The 18,432-nt window shown below is 71.7% G+C and carries 14 protein-coding genes; 5 read left to right on the top strand and 9 right to left on the bottom strand.

The features are described from left to right. Positions 1–131: 131 nt before the first annotated feature. Positions 132–605 (bottom strand): hypothetical protein, encoded by a 474-nt coding sequence (locus AB0D59_RS00360; protein ID WP_362558918.1) that lies wholly within the window; start codon positions 603–605, stop codon positions 132–134. Between the two features lie 262 nt (positions 606–867). On the opposite strand from AB0D59_RS00360, the gene AB0D59_RS00355 reads away from it, so the two are divergent. Next, a complete protein-coding gene (locus AB0D59_RS00355; protein ID WP_362558916.1) occupies positions 868–1,668 on the top strand; it encodes a hypothetical protein in 801 nt (266 codons plus the stop codon). Positions 1,669–1,722: 54 nt separating this feature from the next. Next, complete coding sequence (locus AB0D59_RS00350; protein ID WP_362558913.1) at positions 1,723–3,072, top strand: polysaccharide lyase family 1 protein; 1,350 nt, start codon at positions 1,723–1,725, stop codon at positions 3,070–3,072. A 73-nt stretch (positions 3,073–3,145) separates the two neighbouring features. Here AB0D59_RS00350 and AB0D59_RS00345 read toward each other — a convergent pair whose 3' ends face one another. From AB0D59_RS00345 to AB0D59_RS00325, 5 genes are all read right to left on the bottom strand, one after another. Continuing rightward, positions 3,146–4,651, bottom strand: coding sequence for a polysaccharide pyruvyl transferase family protein (locus AB0D59_RS00345; RefSeq protein ID WP_362558910.1), 1,506 nt, complete (start codon positions 4,649–4,651; stop codon positions 3,146–3,148). Positions 4,652–4,834: 183 nt separating this feature from the next. Further along, on the bottom strand, positions 4,835–6,565 hold the full coding sequence (gene metG, locus AB0D59_RS00340; protein WP_362558908.1) for a methionine--tRNA ligase: 1,731 nt from the start codon (positions 6,563–6,565) through the stop codon (positions 4,835–4,837). 125 nt (positions 6,566–6,690) lie between these two features. Continuing rightward, complete coding sequence (locus tag AB0D59_RS00335; protein ID WP_362558905.1) at positions 6,691–8,469, bottom strand: VWA domain-containing protein; 1,779 nt, start codon at positions 8,467–8,469, stop codon at positions 6,691–6,693. 414 nt (positions 8,470–8,883) lie between these two features. Then, positions 8,884–10,833 (bottom strand): FUSC family protein, encoded by a 1,950-nt coding sequence (locus AB0D59_RS00330; protein ID WP_362558902.1) that lies wholly within the window; start codon positions 10,831–10,833, stop codon positions 8,884–8,886. A 330-nt stretch (positions 10,834–11,163) separates the two neighbouring features. Beyond that, on the bottom strand, positions 11,164–11,952 hold the full coding sequence (locus tag AB0D59_RS00325) for an alpha/beta fold hydrolase (protein WP_362558899.1): 789 nt from the start codon (positions 11,950–11,952) through the stop codon (positions 11,164–11,166). A gap of 79 nt (positions 11,953–12,031) precedes the next feature. Here AB0D59_RS00325 and AB0D59_RS00320 point away from each other — a divergent pair, with 79 nt between their 5' ends. Next, complete coding sequence (locus AB0D59_RS00320) at positions 12,032–13,384, top strand: PLP-dependent aminotransferase family protein (protein WP_362558896.1); 1,353 nt, start codon at positions 12,032–12,034, stop codon at positions 13,382–13,384. Here AB0D59_RS00320 and AB0D59_RS00315 read toward each other — a convergent pair. The 3 genes from AB0D59_RS00315 to AB0D59_RS00305 all read right to left on the bottom strand — a co-directional run bounded on the left by AB0D59_RS00315 (position 13,363) and on the right by AB0D59_RS00305 (position 15,834). Continuing rightward, positions 13,363–13,950: an HAD family acid phosphatase gene (locus tag AB0D59_RS00315; protein ID WP_362558893.1), complete on the bottom strand. Its 588-nt coding sequence runs from the start codon at positions 13,948–13,950 to the stop codon at positions 13,363–13,365. The genes AB0D59_RS00320 and AB0D59_RS00315 overlap by 22 nt on opposite strands. A 111-nt stretch (positions 13,951–14,061) precedes the next feature. Then, entirely contained in the window at positions 14,062–15,027 is a 966-nt protein-coding gene (locus AB0D59_RS00310; RefSeq protein ID WP_362558890.1) for a hypothetical protein, read from the bottom strand. 366 nt (positions 15,028–15,393) lie between these two features. Then, entirely contained in the window at positions 15,394–15,834 is a 441-nt protein-coding gene (locus AB0D59_RS00305) for a hypothetical protein (RefSeq protein WP_362558887.1), read from the bottom strand. A 186-nt stretch (positions 15,835–16,020) separates the two neighbouring features. On the opposite strand from AB0D59_RS00305, the gene AB0D59_RS00300 reads away from it, so the two are divergent. Together AB0D59_RS00300 and AB0D59_RS00295 are read left to right on the top strand one after the other, a co-directional pair. Then, a complete protein-coding gene (locus AB0D59_RS00300) occupies positions 16,021–17,106 on the top strand; it encodes a PP2C family protein-serine/threonine phosphatase (RefSeq protein ID WP_362559808.1) in 1,086 nt (361 codons plus the stop codon). A gap of 265 nt (positions 17,107–17,371) precedes the next feature. Further along, complete coding sequence (locus tag AB0D59_RS00295) at positions 17,372–18,427, top strand: hypothetical protein (protein WP_362558885.1); 1,056 nt, start codon at positions 17,372–17,374, stop codon at positions 18,425–18,427. Positions 18,428–18,432: the final 5 nt, after the last annotated feature.

Below are 18,432 nucleotides of genomic sequence, written 5' to 3'. Positions count from 1 at the left end.
CCTGTAGATTCCCCGACTCGCACTCCGAACGACCGCTTGCCATCGCAGCTGTCCCGGGGGATCAGGCGGAGCGGTGCAGGTCGGGCGACAAGTGAGCGGACTTTACCAGCCGTTGGCCTGGCGGTGGGGTGTCAGGTGTCGTACCGGCCGTCCCAGGGCTCACCGAAGCCCAGGTGGTCCGGGTAGAGCTCGGCCCACCCCCCGTCCTCGTCGTCCTTCGCCACCAGCCCGAAGAAGACGCCGTCCACCGTGAGCTGGAACGGGCGTATCGCGATGTCCGTGTACGTCCGCCTCGGCAGGCTGCGCAGCATGTTCGCCAGGTGTGCGCGGGCCCGCGCCAGCACCGAACCGGCGCCGTCCGGCTCGCGCCGCTGCTCGGCCCAGCTGCCCGCGCACCAGATCTGCGAGTCGCGGTAGTGGCCCTCCGCGTCGAAGAGATGCAGCACCGAGTAGAGCCGTTTCTGCTCCTCCCAGCCCTCGTCGAGCCGGAACCCCTCGGGGAACGCGTACGTGACCGACGCCAGGAACTGTCCGCCGGTGTAGTGACCGATGGCCTCGGTACGGCCGTGCGGCTCATAGGCGATCGGGATGAGCTCAGGGGTCATGGCGAAACCATACGGATGTGTCGGGGACATGCAGGGGCCGGGGCCTCACCCCGCCCAAACATTCACTTGATTCTGCCGAGGATGCCACGGCGTTCTCGCAGCAGAGTACCCGCCTCCTGCAGTGATTGCGGCGCCGAGCTTCCGCGTGACTGCCCGACAGAACCGCGCATGCGAAACAACCGCTCCATTGGCCGCTGGTCGTAGTGATTGCGAACATGAATCACGGGTGTGTGTGCGGTGGTCGCCGCCAGCGGTGCGGGTGGTGGAAAAGGTTGTCGACGCCTGCACGGTCCTGAAGGCCAATCTCCGGGCCGGCAACCTGGGTTCGCCCACCTCGAGGCGGTACCGCGAGGCCGTCGGCGCTCCTGTCGTGTTCCGTCCAGAGGCGGCCCAACCGTTCGACGACCGCTGCCTGTCCTGGCAGTACGACGCGCACACTGTCTCCATCTGGACCGTGGACGGGCGGATGAAGGGCATCCGGTTCTCCCGCTCGCCGGATCAGCTCAAGATGCTCGTAGCGCACCGCAGGGGCGAGAGCGACCTTGTCCGGCGCGGAGGCATGTGGTTCCTGATCGCGACCTGCGAGCTGCCGGATCCACAGGTGTACGAGCCGGTCGACTGGATCGGGGTGGACCGGGGCGTCGTGAATCTGGCCACGACCAGCGACGGCACCAACTACCAGGGGCGTCGGCTGGGCCGTTATCGGCGTTGGCAGACCCGTGGGCGCGCCGAACTCCAGCGGAAGCAGACCGATCGGCCACCCGTCGCCTCGCACGCCGTGCGGGCAAGGAGAAGCGGCATGCCACGGGCTCGCTGGCCCGGTCGATGTCGTCGCCGGGGTCAACGTGCGCGATCGCGCACGCTCGGCGTGGGTGTTCGTCACCGCACCCGCACCCTCCCCCTGATGGCTGCCGGGGGCAGGGTGGATGCGACCCGTGACCGTCCCGTCGTAGGGGCAGTCGGGAGCGCGACGAGGTGTGAACGACCGAGCGCACAAGCTCGGCTGTTCACGGCCGAGAAGGTGACGGCAACTTTTTTGATCTCCGTGACCACAGAGAAGTGAGGCCCGCCCCAGCGGGCCCGTCCCCAGCACTTCGGAAGTAAGTAAGGACTCCCCGTGGCCTCTGCCTCTCACCGTCGGTCTCTCCGTACGCGACGTACCCTCGTCGTCTCCGCCGCCGTCGTGGCCGCCGGTGTCGGTGCCGGTGCGCTCGTGCTGGACGCGAACGCGTCCGGCGCCGACCTCTACCACCGGACGCTCGCCGCCAAGGACGGCTGGGCGTCCTCCGGTTCCGGTACGACCGGCGGTGCGAAGGCCGATTCCGCGCACACCTTCACCGTCTCGACCCGCGCCCAGCTGGTGAAGGCGCTGGGGTCGACGTCCGACACCACGCCGCGCGTCATCAAGGTCAAGGGCACCATCGACGCCGACACCGACGACTCCGGCAAGAAGCTGACCTGCGCCGACTACGCGGCGGGGACGGGGTATTCGCTGTCGGCCTACCTGAAGGCCTTCGACCCGTCGACGTACGGCCGGTCCAAGCTGCCTTCCGGGACGCAGGAGAAGGCGCGGGCCGCCGCGCAGGCCGCGCAGGCGAAGAACATCGTCTTCAGGGTGCCGGCCAACACGTCGATCGTCGGCGTGCCCGGCACCAAGGCCGGCATCACCGGCGGCATGCTCCAGATCCAGGGCGTCGACAACGTCATCGTCCGCAACCTGACCTTCTCCGACACCGAGGACTGCTTCCCGCAGTGGGATCCGACCGACGGCGACGACGGCAACTGGAACTCCGCGTACGACTCGGTCACCCTGCGCGGCGCCACCCATGTCTGGGCCGACCACAACACGTTCAGCGACGCCGGGCACTTCGACAGCACCAACCCGAAGTACTACGGCCGTGAGTACCAGGTCCACGACGGCGAACTCGACATCACCAAGAGCTCGGACCTGGTGACCGTGGAGCAGAACCAGTTCACCAGCCACGACAAGACGATGCTGATCGGCAGCAGCGACAGCGAGCCCGGCGGCAAGCTGCGCGTCACCCTGCACCACAACGTCTGGAAGGGCGTCGTCCAGCGCGCCCCGCTGACCCGCGTCGGTCAGGTGCACCTCTACAACAACTACTACGACGTGACGACCCTCAACGGCTACGCGCTGCAGTACAGCATCAACTCCCGCGCGAAGGCCCAGGTCGTGGCCCAGAACAACTACTGGACGGTGCCGGGCTCCATCAAGACCTCCAAGCTGCTCAGCGGCGACGGCACCGGCTCGGTCGCGGGCAGCGGCAACCTCGTCAACGGCACGACGACCGACCTCGTCGCCGCCTACAACGCCGCGAACTCGAAGAAGATCAGGACGACGGTGAACTGGACGCCGACGCTGACGGCGGGCCTGGAGCCGAGCGCCGGGAACCTGCCGACGGAGCTGGCGAAGACGGCGGGCGCCGGGGCGCTCACCGCGAGCTGAGCAGCGCTCGGCCCCCGGATCCGTGCGGAGGATCCGGGGGCCGGGGCCGGGGGACGGGCGTGCGGGGCGGTGGTCAGTCCTTCGGGGACTGGGGCTTCGGGGGCTGGGGCTTCGGGCGGTGCACCCGGCGGCGCAGGGCCGGGCCCAGGCGGACCAGTACCCGCTTGTCGATGCCGGAGACCCGGCGCTCCACGGCGGACAGCTGCTGGGTGGCGGCCGTCAGTTCCTTGCGGAGGGCGTCGAGCCGGCGGGTCGTCTCGGCCGCGTGTTTCTCGGCGGTGGCCAGCCGGTTGCGCAGTTCCTTGTTCTCCTTGGCGTGCCGGGCGGCCTTCGTGTCCGCCGCGGTGATCCGCTCCCGCAGCCGGCTGATCCGGTACCGCATCTGGCCGTCGTCCCCGCCGTCCCAGACCGGCATCGAGGCGGGCAGGTCGAGGGCGGCCAGCCGGGCGTCGAAGGCGGCGCCGCCGTCGCCGTGGGTGTAGGTGTTCCGCAGGTCGTTGCGGTCGAGGAAGGCGATCATGCGCTCGAAGCGCTCGCCGTGGCCCTTGACCATGGCGGAGAAGTCGGCGTCCTCGTACAGGTCACGCGGGTCGGTGCCGGCGTCCAGCTCGGTGAGCGGGCGGTGCGGGATGTCGAAGTAGCGGCACAGTTCGAGGGTGCGCGAGTCGTGCGTGAGGACCACGCTCGGGGTGCCGGCCAGCAGGGCGGCGACATTGCCGTGGATACGCGTGCCGTAGGCGAAGTCGTAGCCGCGCAGTTCGTCGATCCAGGTGGCGGGGTCCAGCGGCATGCGGACCTTGTTCTCCTGGAGCAGGGCGTGGCTGAGCTGGAGCGGGAAGGGGTCCGTGTGCCCGGACTCCGGCGAGGTGTCGCCCCACATCAGCAGTTCCGCGTCGACGGTGTTCTGCGCGTAGTAGGTGAGGTGGGGGTAGCGCTCCCACGCGTGCCGGGCCAGGCCCGCTATGTCGCCGACGGGTATCGCGTCCGGCGAGAGGTTGAGGGCGATGCATGAGCCGGCGCCCAGCTCCGTGGCCCGGATCTCCGGGAAGGTGTCGCCGTACAGGAACATCGACGGGCAGCCGATGATGTCGATGTCGTTGAAGCCGAGGCTCTTCAGGTAGTCCGAGGTCAGCTCGCCGCGTACGCCGATCGACGCGGAGCGGTCCAGGACGGCGCGGGCGAAGCGGCGGACCGAGTCCGCCATGGGCTTCAGCCACCCGGTGTCGTAGTCCGCGGGGGCCTGTGCGCCGACGCCGAACACCACGACCGGGATGGTGAGTTGCTCGATCAGCGTGGTGAGCCGGTCCAGGGAGGTCTGGAAGGTCGGGCGGAAGGCGTTGGCGAGCGGGATGACGAAGGCGTCGTACTGCTCGTTGATCTCCGCGGCCCGGTGGGCCGAGGGGTCGGTGCGGATGCCGTTGGACGTCACCTCGGTGTCCGGGGCGGTCAGCATCTTGTGGGCCGAGTCGCTGAAGAGCAGATTTCCGGTATTCGTCCCGATCAGGTCCTGGTGGATGAACTCCGCCGGAGTGGCGACACGGAACGGGCTCTTCCCGGAACGGATCAGGATGCGTTTCACGAACGGCACGATATCCCGGAAGTAAACGCATGGTGAAGGAGAGGTAAGAGTCTGATCGGTCTCTTTCCTGGGGCTTACCTCACGCCGAAGGCCCGGCGGGAGGGGGGTCCTCCCGCCGGGCCTTCGGCGGTGCGCGGTGCGCGGTGGCGCGGGGGTGCGGTGGTGCGCTGGTGCGCGCGGGGCTTACGCGGTGGTGCCGCCGAACCGCTCCTTGTACGTCTCCAGGTCCTCGTCCGTGAGCTTGGCGAAGAGGACCGGGGGGACCGTGAAGGGGGTGCCGGCGGGGACGGCGGCCAGGGACTTCGCCTCGGCGGCGGTGACCCAGGTCGCACGCTTTTGATCAGACGCAGTGCCGGTGAGGGCGAACGCCTCGCGCATCGTCTTCGCCGTCGCCGGGATGAAGGGTTCCGAGACCACCGCGTAGAGGTGGATCAGGTTCATCGCCGTGCGCAGGGTCAGGGCCGCGCCGTCCTTGTCTGTCTTGATCTCCAGCCAGGGGGCCTTCTCCTCCAGGTAGGAGTTGCCGGCCGACCAGAGGGCGCGGAGGGCCGCCGCGGCCTTGCGGAACTGGAGGGACTCCATCTGCGACTCGTACTCGGCGAGGAGGGCCGAGATCTCCTCGCCCAGCTTCGCCTCCGCCTCGCCGGGCTCGCCGCCGGCCGGGACCTCCTCGCCGAAGCGCTTCTTGGAGAAGGACAGGACGCGGTTGACGAAGTTGCCGAGGGTGTCGGCGAGGTCCTTGTTCACCGTGGCTGTGAAGTGCTCCCAGGTGAAGGAGGAGTCGTCGGACTCGGGGGCGTTGGCGATCAGGAAGTAGCGCCAGTAGTCGGCGGGGAGGATCGCCAGGGCCTGGTCGGTGAAGACGCCGCGCTTCTGCGAGGTCGAGAACTTGCCGCCGTAGTACGTCAGCCAGTTGAAGGCCTTGACGTAGTCGACCTTCTTCCACGGCTCGCGCACGCCGAGTTCGGTGGCGGGGAACATCACCGTGTGGAAGGGGACGTTGTCCTTCGCCATGAACTCCGTGTAGCGGACGGCGGTGTCGACGTCGTACCACCACGACTTCCAGTCGCGGTTCTCCGGGTCCTGGTCGGCCCACTCCTTTGTCGCGCCGATGTACTCGATCGGGGCGTCGAACCAGACGTAGAAGACCTTGCCCTCGGCCGCCAGCTCCGGCCAGGTGTCGGCCGGGACGGGCACGCCCCAGTCCAGGTCACGGGTGATCGCCCGGTCGTGCAGGCCCTCGGTCAGCCACTTGCGGGCGATGGAGGAGGCGAGCTGCGGCCAGACGTCCTCGTGGCGGGAGACCCACTCCTCGACCTCGTTCTGGAGCTTGGACTGGAGGAGGAAGAGGTGCTTGGTCTCGCGGATCTCCAGTTCCGTGGAGCCGGAGATCGCCGAGCGCGGGTTGATCAGGTCGGTCGGGTCCAGCACGCGGGTGCAGTTCTCGCACTGGTCGCCGCGGGCCTTGTCGTAGCCGCAGTGCGGGCAGGTGCCCTCGACATAGCGGTCCGGGAGGAAACGCCCGTCGACCGGCGAGTACACCTGGCGGATCGCCCGCTCCTCGATGAAGCCGTTCTCGTTCAGCCGGCGGGCGAAGTGCTGGGTGATCTCGCGGTTCTCGGCGGAGGAGGAACGGCCGAAGTAGTCGAACGCGAGTGCGAAGCCGTCGTAGACCGCCTTCTGGGCGTCGTGCGCCTGGGCGCAGAACTCGTCGACCGGGAGGCCCTGCTCCTTCGCAGCGAGCTCGGCGGGGGTGCCGTGCTCGTCCGTCGCGCAGATGTAGAGCACGTCGTGGCCGCGCTGGCGGAGGTACCGGGAGTACACGTCCGCCGGGAGCATGGACCCCACCATGTTGCCCAGGTGCTTGATCCCGTTGATGTACGGAAGGGCGCTGGTGATGAGGTGTCGAGCCATCGGGGGCTGCTCCCAGGTCGGTTTTGTTGCTGCTTTTGCGAACCTTGAAATCGTAGCCGACATGTGTATGCCGCCCGCTTCCCGTTTTACGGGATGAGAAGCGGGCGGCACGGGAGAGGCAGGTGCTACGGGCGCCAGTCGATCAGGACGCCGTCGTAGAGCTCCGCGTCCGTGAGTTCCAGGGGGGTCGGACCCGCGTGGAAGAAGGCCGTGTTGTCGGTCTTCAGCTTGCGGAGGTAGTCGAAGGCCTTGTTCTCGTGCTCGCCGAACGCGACGAAGGAGAAGAACAGCGAGGGGTGGGACTTCGCGGCGTCGGTCAGGGACTGGGTGGCGGGGGTCTTGGCGTCGGGGGCGCCGTCGGTCTGGAAGACGACGAGGGCCGGGGCGCCGGGGGTGGCGTTCTTGTCGTAGTGGGCGAGTACGGCTTCCACGGCGGCGTGGTAGCTGGTGCGGCCCATGCGGCCGAGGCCGGCGTGTGCCTCGTCGATCGCGTTCTCGGGGGAGGCCGGGGTGAGGTCGGTGGTGCCGTCGACCTCGGTGGAGAAGAAGACGACGTGGACGGAGGGGGTCTCGCCGTCCGGGGTGAGGTGGGTGGCGAGGGCGAGGGTCTGGTCGGCGAGGGCCGCGGCGGAGCCGTCCTTGTAGTACGCGCGCATGCTCGCGGAGCGGTCGAGGACGAGGTAGGTGGCGGCGTGGGTGCCGGCGAGGCCGGCCTTGGCGAGGGCGGTCGCCGCGGCGTCGTTGTCGGCGGCGGCCTCGGCTTCGCCTTCGGCGGTGTCGTTCCCGCCCGCGCCACCCGTGACAGTTTCGTCGTCGGGTGCGGGTGGCCCCTGCGGGGCGGATTCGCCGTCGGCGGCCGCGGCGGGTTCCGGGGTGTCTGCCGAAGTGGCTTCGGCGGGTTCCGGAGCGGCGGTCGAAGTGGCTTCGGCGGGTTCCGGAGTGGCTTCGGGGGTGGGCTCCGTGAGCCTCTCGGCGGCCGGTGCGGCGGACGTTTCGGCGACCGGTTCGGCCTCGGCCTCCTGGGAGACCTCCGGCTCGGAGGCTGCCTCGACCTCCGGCTCGGAGGCGGTGCTCGTCTCGGCGGTCGCCGGTGCGGGCTCGTCCTCGGCCTTCTCGGCCGGGGCGCTCTCGGGCTCGGTGGTCGCGGCGGACTCGGCCTCCGCGACCGGCTCGGCCTCCGGCCCGGGTTCGGGCGACGGCTCGGCCACCGCCTCGGCGACGGGCTCCGGCGTCGGCTCGATGACGGTCTCCGGTTCGGCCTCAGCCTTGTCCTCGGACTGCGGCGCCGACTCGACAGCCGCCTCGGCCTCCGGCTCCGCGACCGGCTCGACCTCGGCTTCCGGCTCAGCCGCCACCTCGGCCACGGGCTCGACCTCAGCCTCGGCCTCGGTCTCCGCCACCGGCTCCGCAGTCACTTCAGCTGCCGTCTCGGCCTCGGCCTTCGCCTCAGCCACCGGTACGGCTTCGGCGTCCGGCGTGACGACCGGCGCGGCCTCGACCTCAGGCTCGGACTCCGGCTCAGCCGACGCTTCTGCCTCAGCCGAGGCTTCTGCCTCAGCCGATGTCTCCGGCTCGGCCGGCGCCTCAACCTCGGCCACGGCCTCAGCCGGTGTCTCCGGCTCGGTCGGTGTCTCCTCGCGTACCTCGATTTCCGGTTCGATCGTTCGTGACGCCTGCTTCGGGACGGTCACGTTGTCGAAAGCAGCCGTTACCAGATCGTGCTCGTCGGTGTCCCCGGGGCGGGGTTCCGGGACCACCGCCGGGGTGGCCGGTTCCGGTGTTTCCTGCTTCGGCGCCGGTGCCGGCGTCGGCTGCGAGGGGAGCTGGTCTGCACCCTCTGCCTCGGCGGGGCGCGGCTTTCGCGACCGGCCGAATGCGTTCCGCAGGAGAGTGAGAATGCCCATGTGCGCAACCCTTCGCGTGAGTTGATACCCGTCAATCGCTGGCCAGGACGGACACGTAAGGTTAGCGGCCCCAGGTTGCGATCTTGGGGAGGGTCGATGACTCCTGTCGGGCGTACGGCGGTCGAGTTCCGGCCCCTCCCCAACTCCCCTCCGGTTCCCCTTGGTTCATCCCTCGTTCATTCGGTGGCTCTTCGCGTGGGCGACCCCGCCCCTGAGGTCACGCTCACGCCAAGGGATCGCAAGGGTAGAGTAAAGTACGTAAGCTGCTGCCGATCGTCGGGAAACGCCCAACGCCGCGCATCCCGGTGGGCGCTCCGCCCTCACCTGCCGGTTCCGGTGTGGTGACGCCTGTTTCCACGAGGTGTCCGATCACCAGCGCGCACGCCTGCGTAGGCGATGTCGTCGCCGGTGCCCTCAGCCGTGCGGGGACGCGATCGCCCGTGCCGCCGCCACCTCCTGGCGCAGGGGTTCCAGGACGCTGTCCGGTGGGCCCGTGAGGTCCGTGCGGACCGCGACCAGGGTCTCCGCCTCGCGGACGCTCTCCGCCAATTCGCGTAGTTGCAGGGCGATCTGGTCCACTTCGGCCCGGGGCGGGGGCGGTGCTCCGTGCCGTACCCGGACCCGGGCCGCCGTCGTCGCGTCGACGATGCGTTCCACGGCGACGACGAGCGGCCACCAGGCGGCGGCGCGGCGGCCGGTGGGCGGCGGCTCGGTCAGGGCGCGCTGGAACTCCGTACGGATGGTGGACAGGTCGCGGTAGAGACGGCGGCGCATCCGGGCGCGGGCGCCCGGGTCCGCGCCCTCCTTGAAGGCCAGGTCGACATAGTCCGCGGTGTCCGCCACCGCGTCGGCGAGACGGTCGCCGACCCGGGTGCGCCAGCTCTCCGGCCAGAGCAGGTACCCGGCGACGAGCGCGATGGCGCAGCCCATCAGGGAGTCCAGGAGGCGGGGCAGGAGCAGGCCGGTGCCCTGGTGGTTCAGTACGTCGGAGAGGAGCAGGATCACCGGGGTGATCGCGGCGGTCTGGAAGCCGTAGCCCCGGGGGGTGAGGGCGGGGATCAGCGGGGCCAGGAGCAGCATCACCGGGACGTCCGGCCAGCCGCGCGGGACCAGGGTGAGGACGGTCGCCGCCACCACCAGGCCCACCACCGTGCCCAGTGCGCGCAGCAGCGCCCGGGAGAACACCGAGCCGAAGTCGGGCTTGAGGACGAAGGTGATGGTCAGCGCGACCCAGTAGGAGCGCGGGACCGGGACCAGGGACACCAGTGCCTGCGCGATGCCGATGCACAGGGCGAGGCGGATGCCGTAGCGCCAGGAGTTGGCGGACAGCACGACGTTGCGGGCGGCGCGGGCGGTGCGGATGCCGAGGGCGGCGGGGCGGCCGAGGCGGTCGTCGATGCCGCGCGGGTCGACGTCGGGGGTGGTGGCGACGTCGGCGACGTGCCGCAGGGCGTGGTCGACGGCCCGGCCGGTCTCGTTGCGCGGCTCGGGGAGGTCGAGTCCCATCGGGCCGGTGTAGCCGGCGTCGATGGCGTCGGCGATCTGGTGGACCGCCGCGGCGATCTCGGGCGGCAGCGGCTTTCCGGCGAGCCGGGCGGCGGGGGCGGCCTCCACCACCGGGGTGATCGCGTTGAGCTGGGCCAGCATGCGGGTGAGTTCCCGGCTGCGGCCGCGGTACCGGGCACGCCGGGCCAGGATCAGGTCGTACGACTGGTTCAGCAACTGGGTGACGGTGTGCCGGGCGTGGTCGTACTCCTCGGCGTCGGCGGTGCCGATGGCCGTCAGCTGGTCGGCGACCGTGCGGTAGGTGGCGGCGACCGCCGAGCGTTCCGGTACGCCCGAGCGCAGCGGCCAGGCCAGCAGGGCGAGCAGCAGGACCAGCAGGCCGCCGCCGGTCATCAGGACGGGTGTCAGCCACCAGGCGCCGGGCAGCGGCAGGCCCGCGCCGATCACGGAGTTGAGCAGGAGGAGGAGGCCGGAGACGGAGGAGACCGCGCCGATCGTCGAGATCATCCCGGAGATCAGCGCGATGCCGGTGATGACGACGACCGTCAGCCAGCCCTGGCCGTAGACCAGCGCGCCGGCGGTGACGCCGACGGCGCCGAAGAGCTGGGGGACCGCGATGTTGAGGATCCGCATCCGGTAGGCGTCGGCGGTGTCGCCGATGACCCCGGACAGGGCGCCCATGGAGGCGAGCGCGCCGTACGCGGGCTGTCCGACGGCGAGCCCGATGGTGAGCGGGAGGGCCATGCCGAGGGCGGCGCGGGCGAGGGCGGGCCAGTTGAGGGGTGGGGCCTGCTGGGGCCGGAGGTTCCTTACCAGCCAGTCGGGAGGCGTGAGGCCGATGGGGAACTCGCGGGACATACGCCCATTATCGGCGCCGGTGCTGGTGAGGAAATCTGTGGCTGAGTGCGAGTTCCCTCGCCACCGGACTCCGGAGGGGCCGAAATCTGTGGCTGAGTGTCGGCACTTTCGAACTCCGGAGGGGGCGGAATCCACGGCTGAGTGCCTTCGCTTTCGAACTCCGGCAGCCTGAAATCTGTGGCGGAGCGCCGTCGCTTTCGAACTCCGGCAGCCTGAAATCTGTGGCGGAGCGCCGTCGCTCTCGGACTCCGGGCGGCCTGAAATCTGTGGCGGAGCGCCGGCGCCTTCGGACTCCGGGCGGGTCGGCTCGGGTGGGGCACGGGAGTGACGTCACGATCCTCCGTCGACCCGTGCCAGGAACTCCCCCAGGGCCCGGTTGAACTCCTCCGGCTGTTCCAGGTTCGGCAGGTGGGCCGCCGCGTCGATGACGCGGAGGGTGGCGTCGGGGAGGAGGGCGTGCATGGCCTCGGCGTCGGAGACGGGGGTGTACTCGTCGTCGGTGCCGACCACCACCAGCGCCGGGACCGTGACCTTCGTCAGCAGGGGACGGTAGTCGGGGCGTTCGGCCCGGCCGCGCAGGGCCGCCGCCGCGCCCTCGGGGGCGGTGGCCGTCATCATGCGGTGCACGTGGGCCTTCACCTCCGGGCGGGCGTAGGGCGCGACCATCTTCTCCAGGACCTCGTCGGCATAGCCCCGCATGCCCTCGCGGAGCAGGCGGTCGGCCATGGCGTTGCGGGCCCGCCTGCCCTGCGGTGACTCCGGGGCGGGGAACGTGTCCGCCAGGACCAGACCCCGCACGCGGTCGGCGCCGAACCGGTCGTAGCACTCCATCGCGATCTGTCCGCCCATCGACAGGCCCGCGACGACACAGGTCCGCACGTCCAGCGCGTCGAGGAGGTCCTCCAGGTCCGCCGCGAAGCGGGAGAGCGGGGTGCGGCCGGGGGTGACCGGGGAGGCCCCGTAGCCGCGCAGGTCGGGGGCGATGACCCGGCGGGAGGGGGCGAAGGCGGTGCGCTGGGGGTGCCACATCGTGCGGTCGAAGGGGTGGCCGTGGATCAGGAGCAAGGGGGTGCGCGAGGTTTGGGGGTCAATGTCGTCGTATGCGAGGAAGGGGGGCATGTGGACGACCCTAGGTGCCGCCAACTTCTCGGTGCAATAAGATCTTTGCCCTCGGTGCAATGTGGGCGGGGGACGTGGCGTGGACGACTTTCGGGGGATCGCCGACCGGATCGCGCTGGACATCGCGCGGGGGCGGTTGCGGGCCGGGCAACGGCTGCCTCCGCAGCGGGCGTTCGCGCGCCGGCACGGGATCGCCGCCTCGACCGCCGGGCGGGTGTACGCCGAACTGGTGCGGCGCGGGCTGGTGGTGGGCGAGGTCGGGCGCGGCACCTTCGTCCGGGCCACCGAGGTCACCCCGCAGGGGCGGGCGCTGGTCGAGGACGGCACCGCTCGCGTCAACCTGGAGCTCAACTACCCGTCCGTGCCCGGGCAGCCGGAGCTGCTGGCCCCCGCCCTCACTCCCCTGCTGCGGCCCGACGCGCTCGGCGACGCGCTGCGCACCGGCGCCGCCGACGGCACCCCGCGGGCCCGGGAGGCCGTCGCCGCGCTGCTCGCCACCGGCGACTGGCGGCCCGATCCCGACCGTGTCCTCTTCACCGGCAACGCCCGCCAGGCCGTCGCCGCCACCCTGGCCTCGCTGGTCCGGCCGGGTGGCCGGGTCGGGGTCGAGCCGCTGACGTATCCGCTGGTCAAGGAGGTCGCGGCCCGGCTCTCCGTCACGCTCGTCCCGGTGGAGACGGACGAGCAGGGACCCGTCGTCGAGTCCGTGCGCGCCGCGCACCGGTCCGCCCCGCTCTCCGCCCTCTACCTCCAGCCGACCCTGCACAATCCGACGTCCCTGACCGTGCCGACCGAGCGGCGCATCCAACTGGTCCGGTGCCTGGACGACTTGGCACTGCCGGTCGTGGAGGACCGGGTCTGGTCGTTCCTGCACACCGGCCCCGAGCCGCCGCTCGCCGCGCTCGCGCCCGGCCTCGTCCATGTCGTCGACTCGCTCTCCAAGCGGGTCGCGCCCGGCCTCACCGTCGGGTTCGTCGTCGTACCGCGGGACCGGGTGGACGCGGTGGCGGCGGCCGTACGGTCCGGGGGGTGGGGGCCGGGGGCGTTCGCGCTGGAGGCGGCCGTGCGGTGGATCGGGGACGGGACCGTGGCGCGGCTCGTCGCGGCCAAGCGGGCGCAGGCCGGGCGGCGGCAGGGGCTCGTCCGCGAGCTGCTCGACGGGTTCGCCGTACGGGCCGATCCGTGCGGGTACTTCGCCTGGTGGGAGTTGCCCGCGCCCTGGCGGGCGGACGGCTTCGCGGCGGCCGCGGCGGCGCACGGGATCGGGATCACGCCCGGTACCGCCTTCCGCGTCGACCCGAAACGGACCCCGGACGCGGTACGGCTCGGGCTCGCCTCGGCGGGCGAGCCCGAGCTGGTGGGGGCGCTGCGCACGCTCGCGGAACTCGCGGCGCGCCGCCCCCTGGGGCGTCAGTCCAGCAGGCCGTCGTAGTCGGGGAGCTTGTACGTCGTGTCGGCGTAGCCGCCCGACAGGTCCGTGGTGTTGTTGCCGATGTCGGCGACGATGTCGTAGCCGTTCGCCTCGATCGCCTTGCGCTGCGAGGTCTTGAAGTCCGCGATGGACTCGGCCGGCAGCTGTGCGACGGTCCGCGCGTAGAGGCCGTCCACGGGGTAACCGGCCGAGGTCAGGTTGGACCTGGTCACCGCGTTGAACAGGTTGCTGCGGGCGCTGACGAAGAACACGCTGACGCCCTTGGCGTGCGCGTCCTGGGCGAGGGCGAGCACCGGCGGGGTGGCGGGGACGGTGATGCCGCCCTCGAAGTAGGTCTCCAGCGAGGTGTTGTCGATGTCGAGGACGATCGCGAGCTTGGCGCCGGAGGTGTCGGCGGCGGCACGGGAGTCGACGTAGCTCTGCGCGGGGCCGGTGACGGCGGCGACGTCGGACAGCCACTGGGCCTCGGCGACGTCGGCGGCCTGTGCCGGCAGGGCGGCGGCGATCGACAGGGCGAGGCCGGCACCGAGGACGACGGTGGCACGGCCCGCGGTGAGACGGATCATCGGGCGGGGGCTCCTCAGCTCACGGCCGCCGGTGTTCCGTACCGGTGGCCGTCGTTTCGTCACGGTGCCCGGCCGGGACGCCCACCGTGTGTCCGCCGCTGGAGCGGCCGGTTAAGTGATGGGCATGTTCTCGGCAGGCTGTGAATCCGCCCTGAGGGAAGCGGAATCGGGCGTGTCGAGGGCCGGCTCCTGCTCCTCGTCGGGGCGCCGGCGGACGTGCCCGCCGAGCCAGGCCAGCGCGGCCACCGTCAGGCCCAGGGCCAGCAGCAGCCAGGAGACCGTGCGCAGGGTGGACGTCAGGGCGTCGTAGACGGCGGCCGCGGCCGGGTGCGAGACGTCGGACGGCAGGCCGGACAGGGTGAGCGAGCGGCCGACGGTGAGGGCGAGACCCAGCAAGGCGCCGCCCAGCGCCGTACCCAGCGCGGTCGCCAGCACCGCACGGCGGCGGTGGACGGCGACGGCGATACCGCCGACCGCGAAGACGACAGCCGCGACGGGCAGCCAGAAGCCGGCGACCTCAAGCACGTGGAACCCCTTCCGGAGCCGGTCCAGTTCCGCCGCCGGAAGCACCGCGACGGCCGTGTGCTGGACCGGGATACGGGCCGCGAGCGGCACATGGTCCTGGGTGAGCTGGTCCTTGACCTGCGCGGTGACCGGGGCGAGGTCGACGGTCACGGCCTCCTCGCGCTCGTCCTGGAGCGCGCGCAGGACCGCGTCGTGGGTGGCCCGGTTGCCCGCGTCCCAGACCAGCCGGAACGCCCGGGTCTGGGTGAACGAGCGGACCGCCTCACGTACGAAGGGCGCCACCGTGCCCTGCATCGGCCGGCCGACGTCCACCTCGCGCATGATGCCCTCGCCGACGGTGTCCGCCACGGCGTCCCGGACGTCCGGGTCGTCGGCGAGCGGCGCCATCGAGCTGACGTACTGTCCGGTGTCCGCCAGCCCGTACGCCGCCCAGGCCGCCAGCGCGCCGAACGGCAGCAGCAGACAGGACAGCGCGATCAGCAGGGCCGACAGGGCGATCCGGAGACGTACGGCCCGGGTGCGCCGTACGGGCCGCGCGGGCCCTGTGGGCACGGAGGGCACGGGGGGCACGCTTCCAGGCAAGCCTCTGCGGGCAGGTCAGGCGAGCGGGGTGACTGCATCCGGGGCACGGCGGGGCGTCAGGTCGAGCCGAACGGACGACACGGCGGCCCGGGGCGGGCGGCCGGGCACCGGAAACCCTTGGGGCGCCGTGCTCCGGTGGAGGGTTGGCCCGAACGGGTGTTTCCTGGTCGTGCGGAGATCTCCGCTCCGGCGGAACGGCCGGAGCGGCTTCGCAGGGATGTCGCCGGGTGCCCTCGGGCGGCCCGGCGGCCGGTGAGGGGAAGTTCCCGTGAGGGAAAAAGGGGAACACGTGGGCCCCGGCCGGCACGGCCGGGGCCCACGCGTGGCCGGGAGTGGTCATCGGATGCGATGGCCCACCGCGTCCTCGTGCGTGTAGAACCGGTAGAACATCACGATGAAGGTCACCGCCGCGACCGCCAGGGACATGCCGGTGGAGCGCAGGACCGACTCTCCGCTCTGGCTGTACAGGAAGCCGAAGGCGATCCCCATGAACGCCGTCCACATCAGCGCGTGCACCTCCCGCCGCAGCCGCGGGCCGATCGTCAGCACGCCGAACAGCACCAGCGCGAAGACGATGGCGGTCACGAAGCCGAAGAGCAGGTTCCAGCCGGTGATGGGCCCGCCGCTGCGCCGGTTCGCGGCCGCCCAGTAGCCGTAGATCAGCCCGGTCACGATCGGGAAGGCCCGTCTGGCCATGAGGTGCGTGTGCGGGCTGAAGACGTCGGGCGTGGGGCCGCGCCGGGGCATACCGCCGGTCGTGGGTGCCGCTTGAGCCATGAGAGTGCTCCTCTCTCCTCGCCCCCAGGTTCCAGAGCACACCTGCGGGTACCCCCTGGCAAGTCGGCCATACCGGCCGGGTACGCCGTCCACGACATGCGGCGGGTCCCGGGGTGTGTTTCCCTGACTGTCGTGACCGACCACCCGGCCCCGCGGCGGTGGCAGGACCCGCCGCGGGGCCAGCCCCTGCAGTGGGCCCGGGGCCGGAGCTTCTCCTGGGCCGCGCCGCTGCTGCTGCTGGCCGGGATCACGACGGTCGACCTCAACACCACGGAACGGTTCCGGATCATCTCCTGGATCGTGCTGGTCCCCGGGATCGCGGCGGCGATCTGCGGGGTCTGGGCGACGGTCGTGTTCGCGGTGCTGGCGGTCCTCGACTACATCGCCGTGGACAGCGTCTGGCCGCACGAGTACCGGGCCGGGCTGCCCGACTTCATCCTGGTCGCCTTCGCCGGGGTGCTGGCCGTACTCGCCTGTGCGGTCCGGGCCGGCGGCGAGCGGCGGCTGCTGCACATGCGGGACATCGCCGAGACGACCCGCCGTACCGTGCTGCGTCCGCTGCCGCCGGGGTGGGCGGGGCTGGACCACGCGGAGGTCTATCTCGCCGCCGACACGGTGGCCCGGGTCGGCGGCGACTTCTACGACATCCAGCCGGGCCCGCACGGCACCCGGGTGCTGGTCGGGGACGTGCAGGGCAAGGGGCTGGGCGCGGTGGAGACGGCGGCCGCGCTGCTGGGCACGTTCCGTGAGGCGGGCTATCACGAGAAGGACCTGGCGACGGTGGCCGGCCGGCTGGAGATCCGGATGCTCCGGCACCGGGGCCACACGGTCGCCCTGGGCCGCGACGACGGCGACCGCTTCGCCACGGCGGTGCTGCTCGGCTTTCCGCCGGGCGCGTCGGACGCGGTGGAGATGGTCAACTTCGGCCACGAGCCGCCGCTGGCGGTGGGGCCGACGGGGGTACGCGCGCTGCCGCAGGGCGACGGACTCCCGCTGGGCATGGCCGAGTTGGCGACAGGCTCCGGTCCCCCGCCGACCCGCACCGTCACCCTCGCCGCCGACGAGACCCTCCTGGTCACCACGGACGGCGTCACCGAGGCGAGGAACGCGGACGGCGAGTTCTACGCGCTGCCCGAGGAGGCCGCCCGGGCCGCCACCTCCGACCCGGCCCTCCTGGTCGCCCACCTCCGCGACGGCGTACTGCGCCACAGCCGGGGACGCCTCTCCGACGACACCACGATCTTCGCGATCCGCAGAACGGCGGCGTTCTGACGGGGTGCGGGTGAGGTGCGGAACGGTGGCGTTCTGACGGGGTGCGGGTGAGGTGCGGAACGGTGGCGTTCTGACGGGGTGCGGGCGGGGTGCGGAACGTGGTGGCCGTCAAGAGGTCCGCGGGCACAGGTCCCCGGCCTGTCGTGCTATCCCGCATCCCGGAACACTCCCATCCCACCCCAAACCTCGCCCGCACCCTCCGCTTTGCAGGCGCAGCGGTTACCGTGCTGACGTAAGTGGACCTGGGGAACAAGGGGGAGGGCCGATGCCCGGAACCGTGCTGCTGCTCGCGGCCTCGCCGAACGGCAAGGGGTGTCTGGTGGACGCGGCCTCCGTGCTCCCCGTGCTCGCGGCCGTCCCCCCGGCGATACTCTCCGGCACCGACACCGCCAACGTCGTCGAACTCGCCGACCCCCTGGAGCCGCAGGCCGTCCTGACCCGGCTGCGGGCCGCCGCGGCCGCCCCCGGCCCGCTGACCGTGTTCGTCACGGGCCAGCTGCAGCTGGACCGCAAGCAGCGGCTGCCGCATCTCGCGCTGGCCCGGACCACGCCCGCCACCGTCCGCTACACCGGCCTGCCCTGGCACTGGATCCGCGAGGAGCTGCGGTTGCGGCCGGCCGGGGCGACCACGCTCGTCCTCGATCTGCACGCCGACCACGAGACCTGGGAGTGGCTGCGTACCGTGCCCCTCGATTCCGGGCGCAACAACGCCGTGCACGGGCGTATCGCACCGCCGCCGTCCCGGCGGGAGGTCGCGGCGCCGTCGTACATGAAGGCCGTGGCGACCGTGCTGCGCAGTGGGCACCGGCCGCCGATGACGCAGTTGCACCAGCAGGTGCTCGCGCGGCTCGGCGCCGAGGCCGCCGGCTGCATTCTGCTCAGCACCCACACCCCGGACAGCGGGGATCCGCACGACGCCATCAGCACGGCCGCGCGGGGCGGGCGGTACGCGGAGGCCGACGGGCTCGCCGCCCGCTGGGAGGAGGCCGCCGCGCGGGCGCACGGGCCGGCCTCCGAGGACGCCCTGCACTGGTCCGAAGTCCGGGCCGACCTGGCGATGTTCGCGGGGGACGCGGCGCGCAGCTGCCGTACCTGGCTGACCGTCGCGCACGCCCGGCTGGCGGCTGGGCAGCCTGCCGACGCGCCGGCCGTCGAGGCGGCCGTGGACCGGGCCCACCACCAGTGGGGCGCCATCAAGGACGCGGCGCGGGCCCGTGAACTCGGACCCGCGCTCGCGGAGTTGAGACTCAGGGTGCCGGGCCGCCGGGAAGGTGCCCTGGACCATGTCCAGCAGCACCTGCGGCAGCTTCAGACCAGCTGAGTCAC

This window comes from Streptomyces sp. NPDC048417 (assembly GCF_040651615.1).
GTDB lineage: Bacteria > Actinomycetota > Actinomycetes > Streptomycetales > Streptomycetaceae > Streptomyces.
The sequence above is the reverse complement of the archived record's forward strand: the minus strand, read 5'-3'. Positions and strand labels throughout refer to the sequence as shown.

Coding starts and splice junctions, on each gene's coding strand:
- AB0D59_RS00295 (WP_362558885.1), top strand. CDS start 17,372: ATGCCCGGAACCGTGCTGCTGCTCGCGGCCTCGCCGAACGGCAAGGGG.
- AB0D59_RS00325 (WP_362558899.1), bottom strand. CDS start 11,952: ATGCCCCCCTTCCTCGCATACGACGACATTGACCCCCAAACCTCGCGC.
- AB0D59_RS00360 (WP_362558918.1), bottom strand. CDS start 605: ATGACCCCTGAGCTCATCCCGATCGCCTATGAGCCGCACGGCCGTACC.
- AB0D59_RS00315 (WP_362558893.1), bottom strand. CDS start 13,950: ATGATCCGTCTCACCGCGGGCCGTGCCACCGTCGTCCTCGGTGCCGGC.
- AB0D59_RS00305 (WP_362558887.1), bottom strand. CDS start 15,834: ATGGCTCAAGCGGCACCCACGACCGGCGGTATGCCCCGGCGCGGCCCC.
- metG (WP_362558908.1), bottom strand. CDS start 6,565: ATGGCTCGACACCTCATCACCAGCGCCCTTCCGTACATCAACGGGATC.
- AB0D59_RS00330 (WP_362558902.1), bottom strand. CDS start 10,833: ATGTCCCGCGAGTTCCCCATCGGCCTCACGCCTCCCGACTGGCTGGTA.
- AB0D59_RS00335 (WP_362558905.1), bottom strand. CDS start 8,469: ATGGGCATTCTCACTCTCCTGCGGAACGCATTCGGCCGGTCGCGAAAG.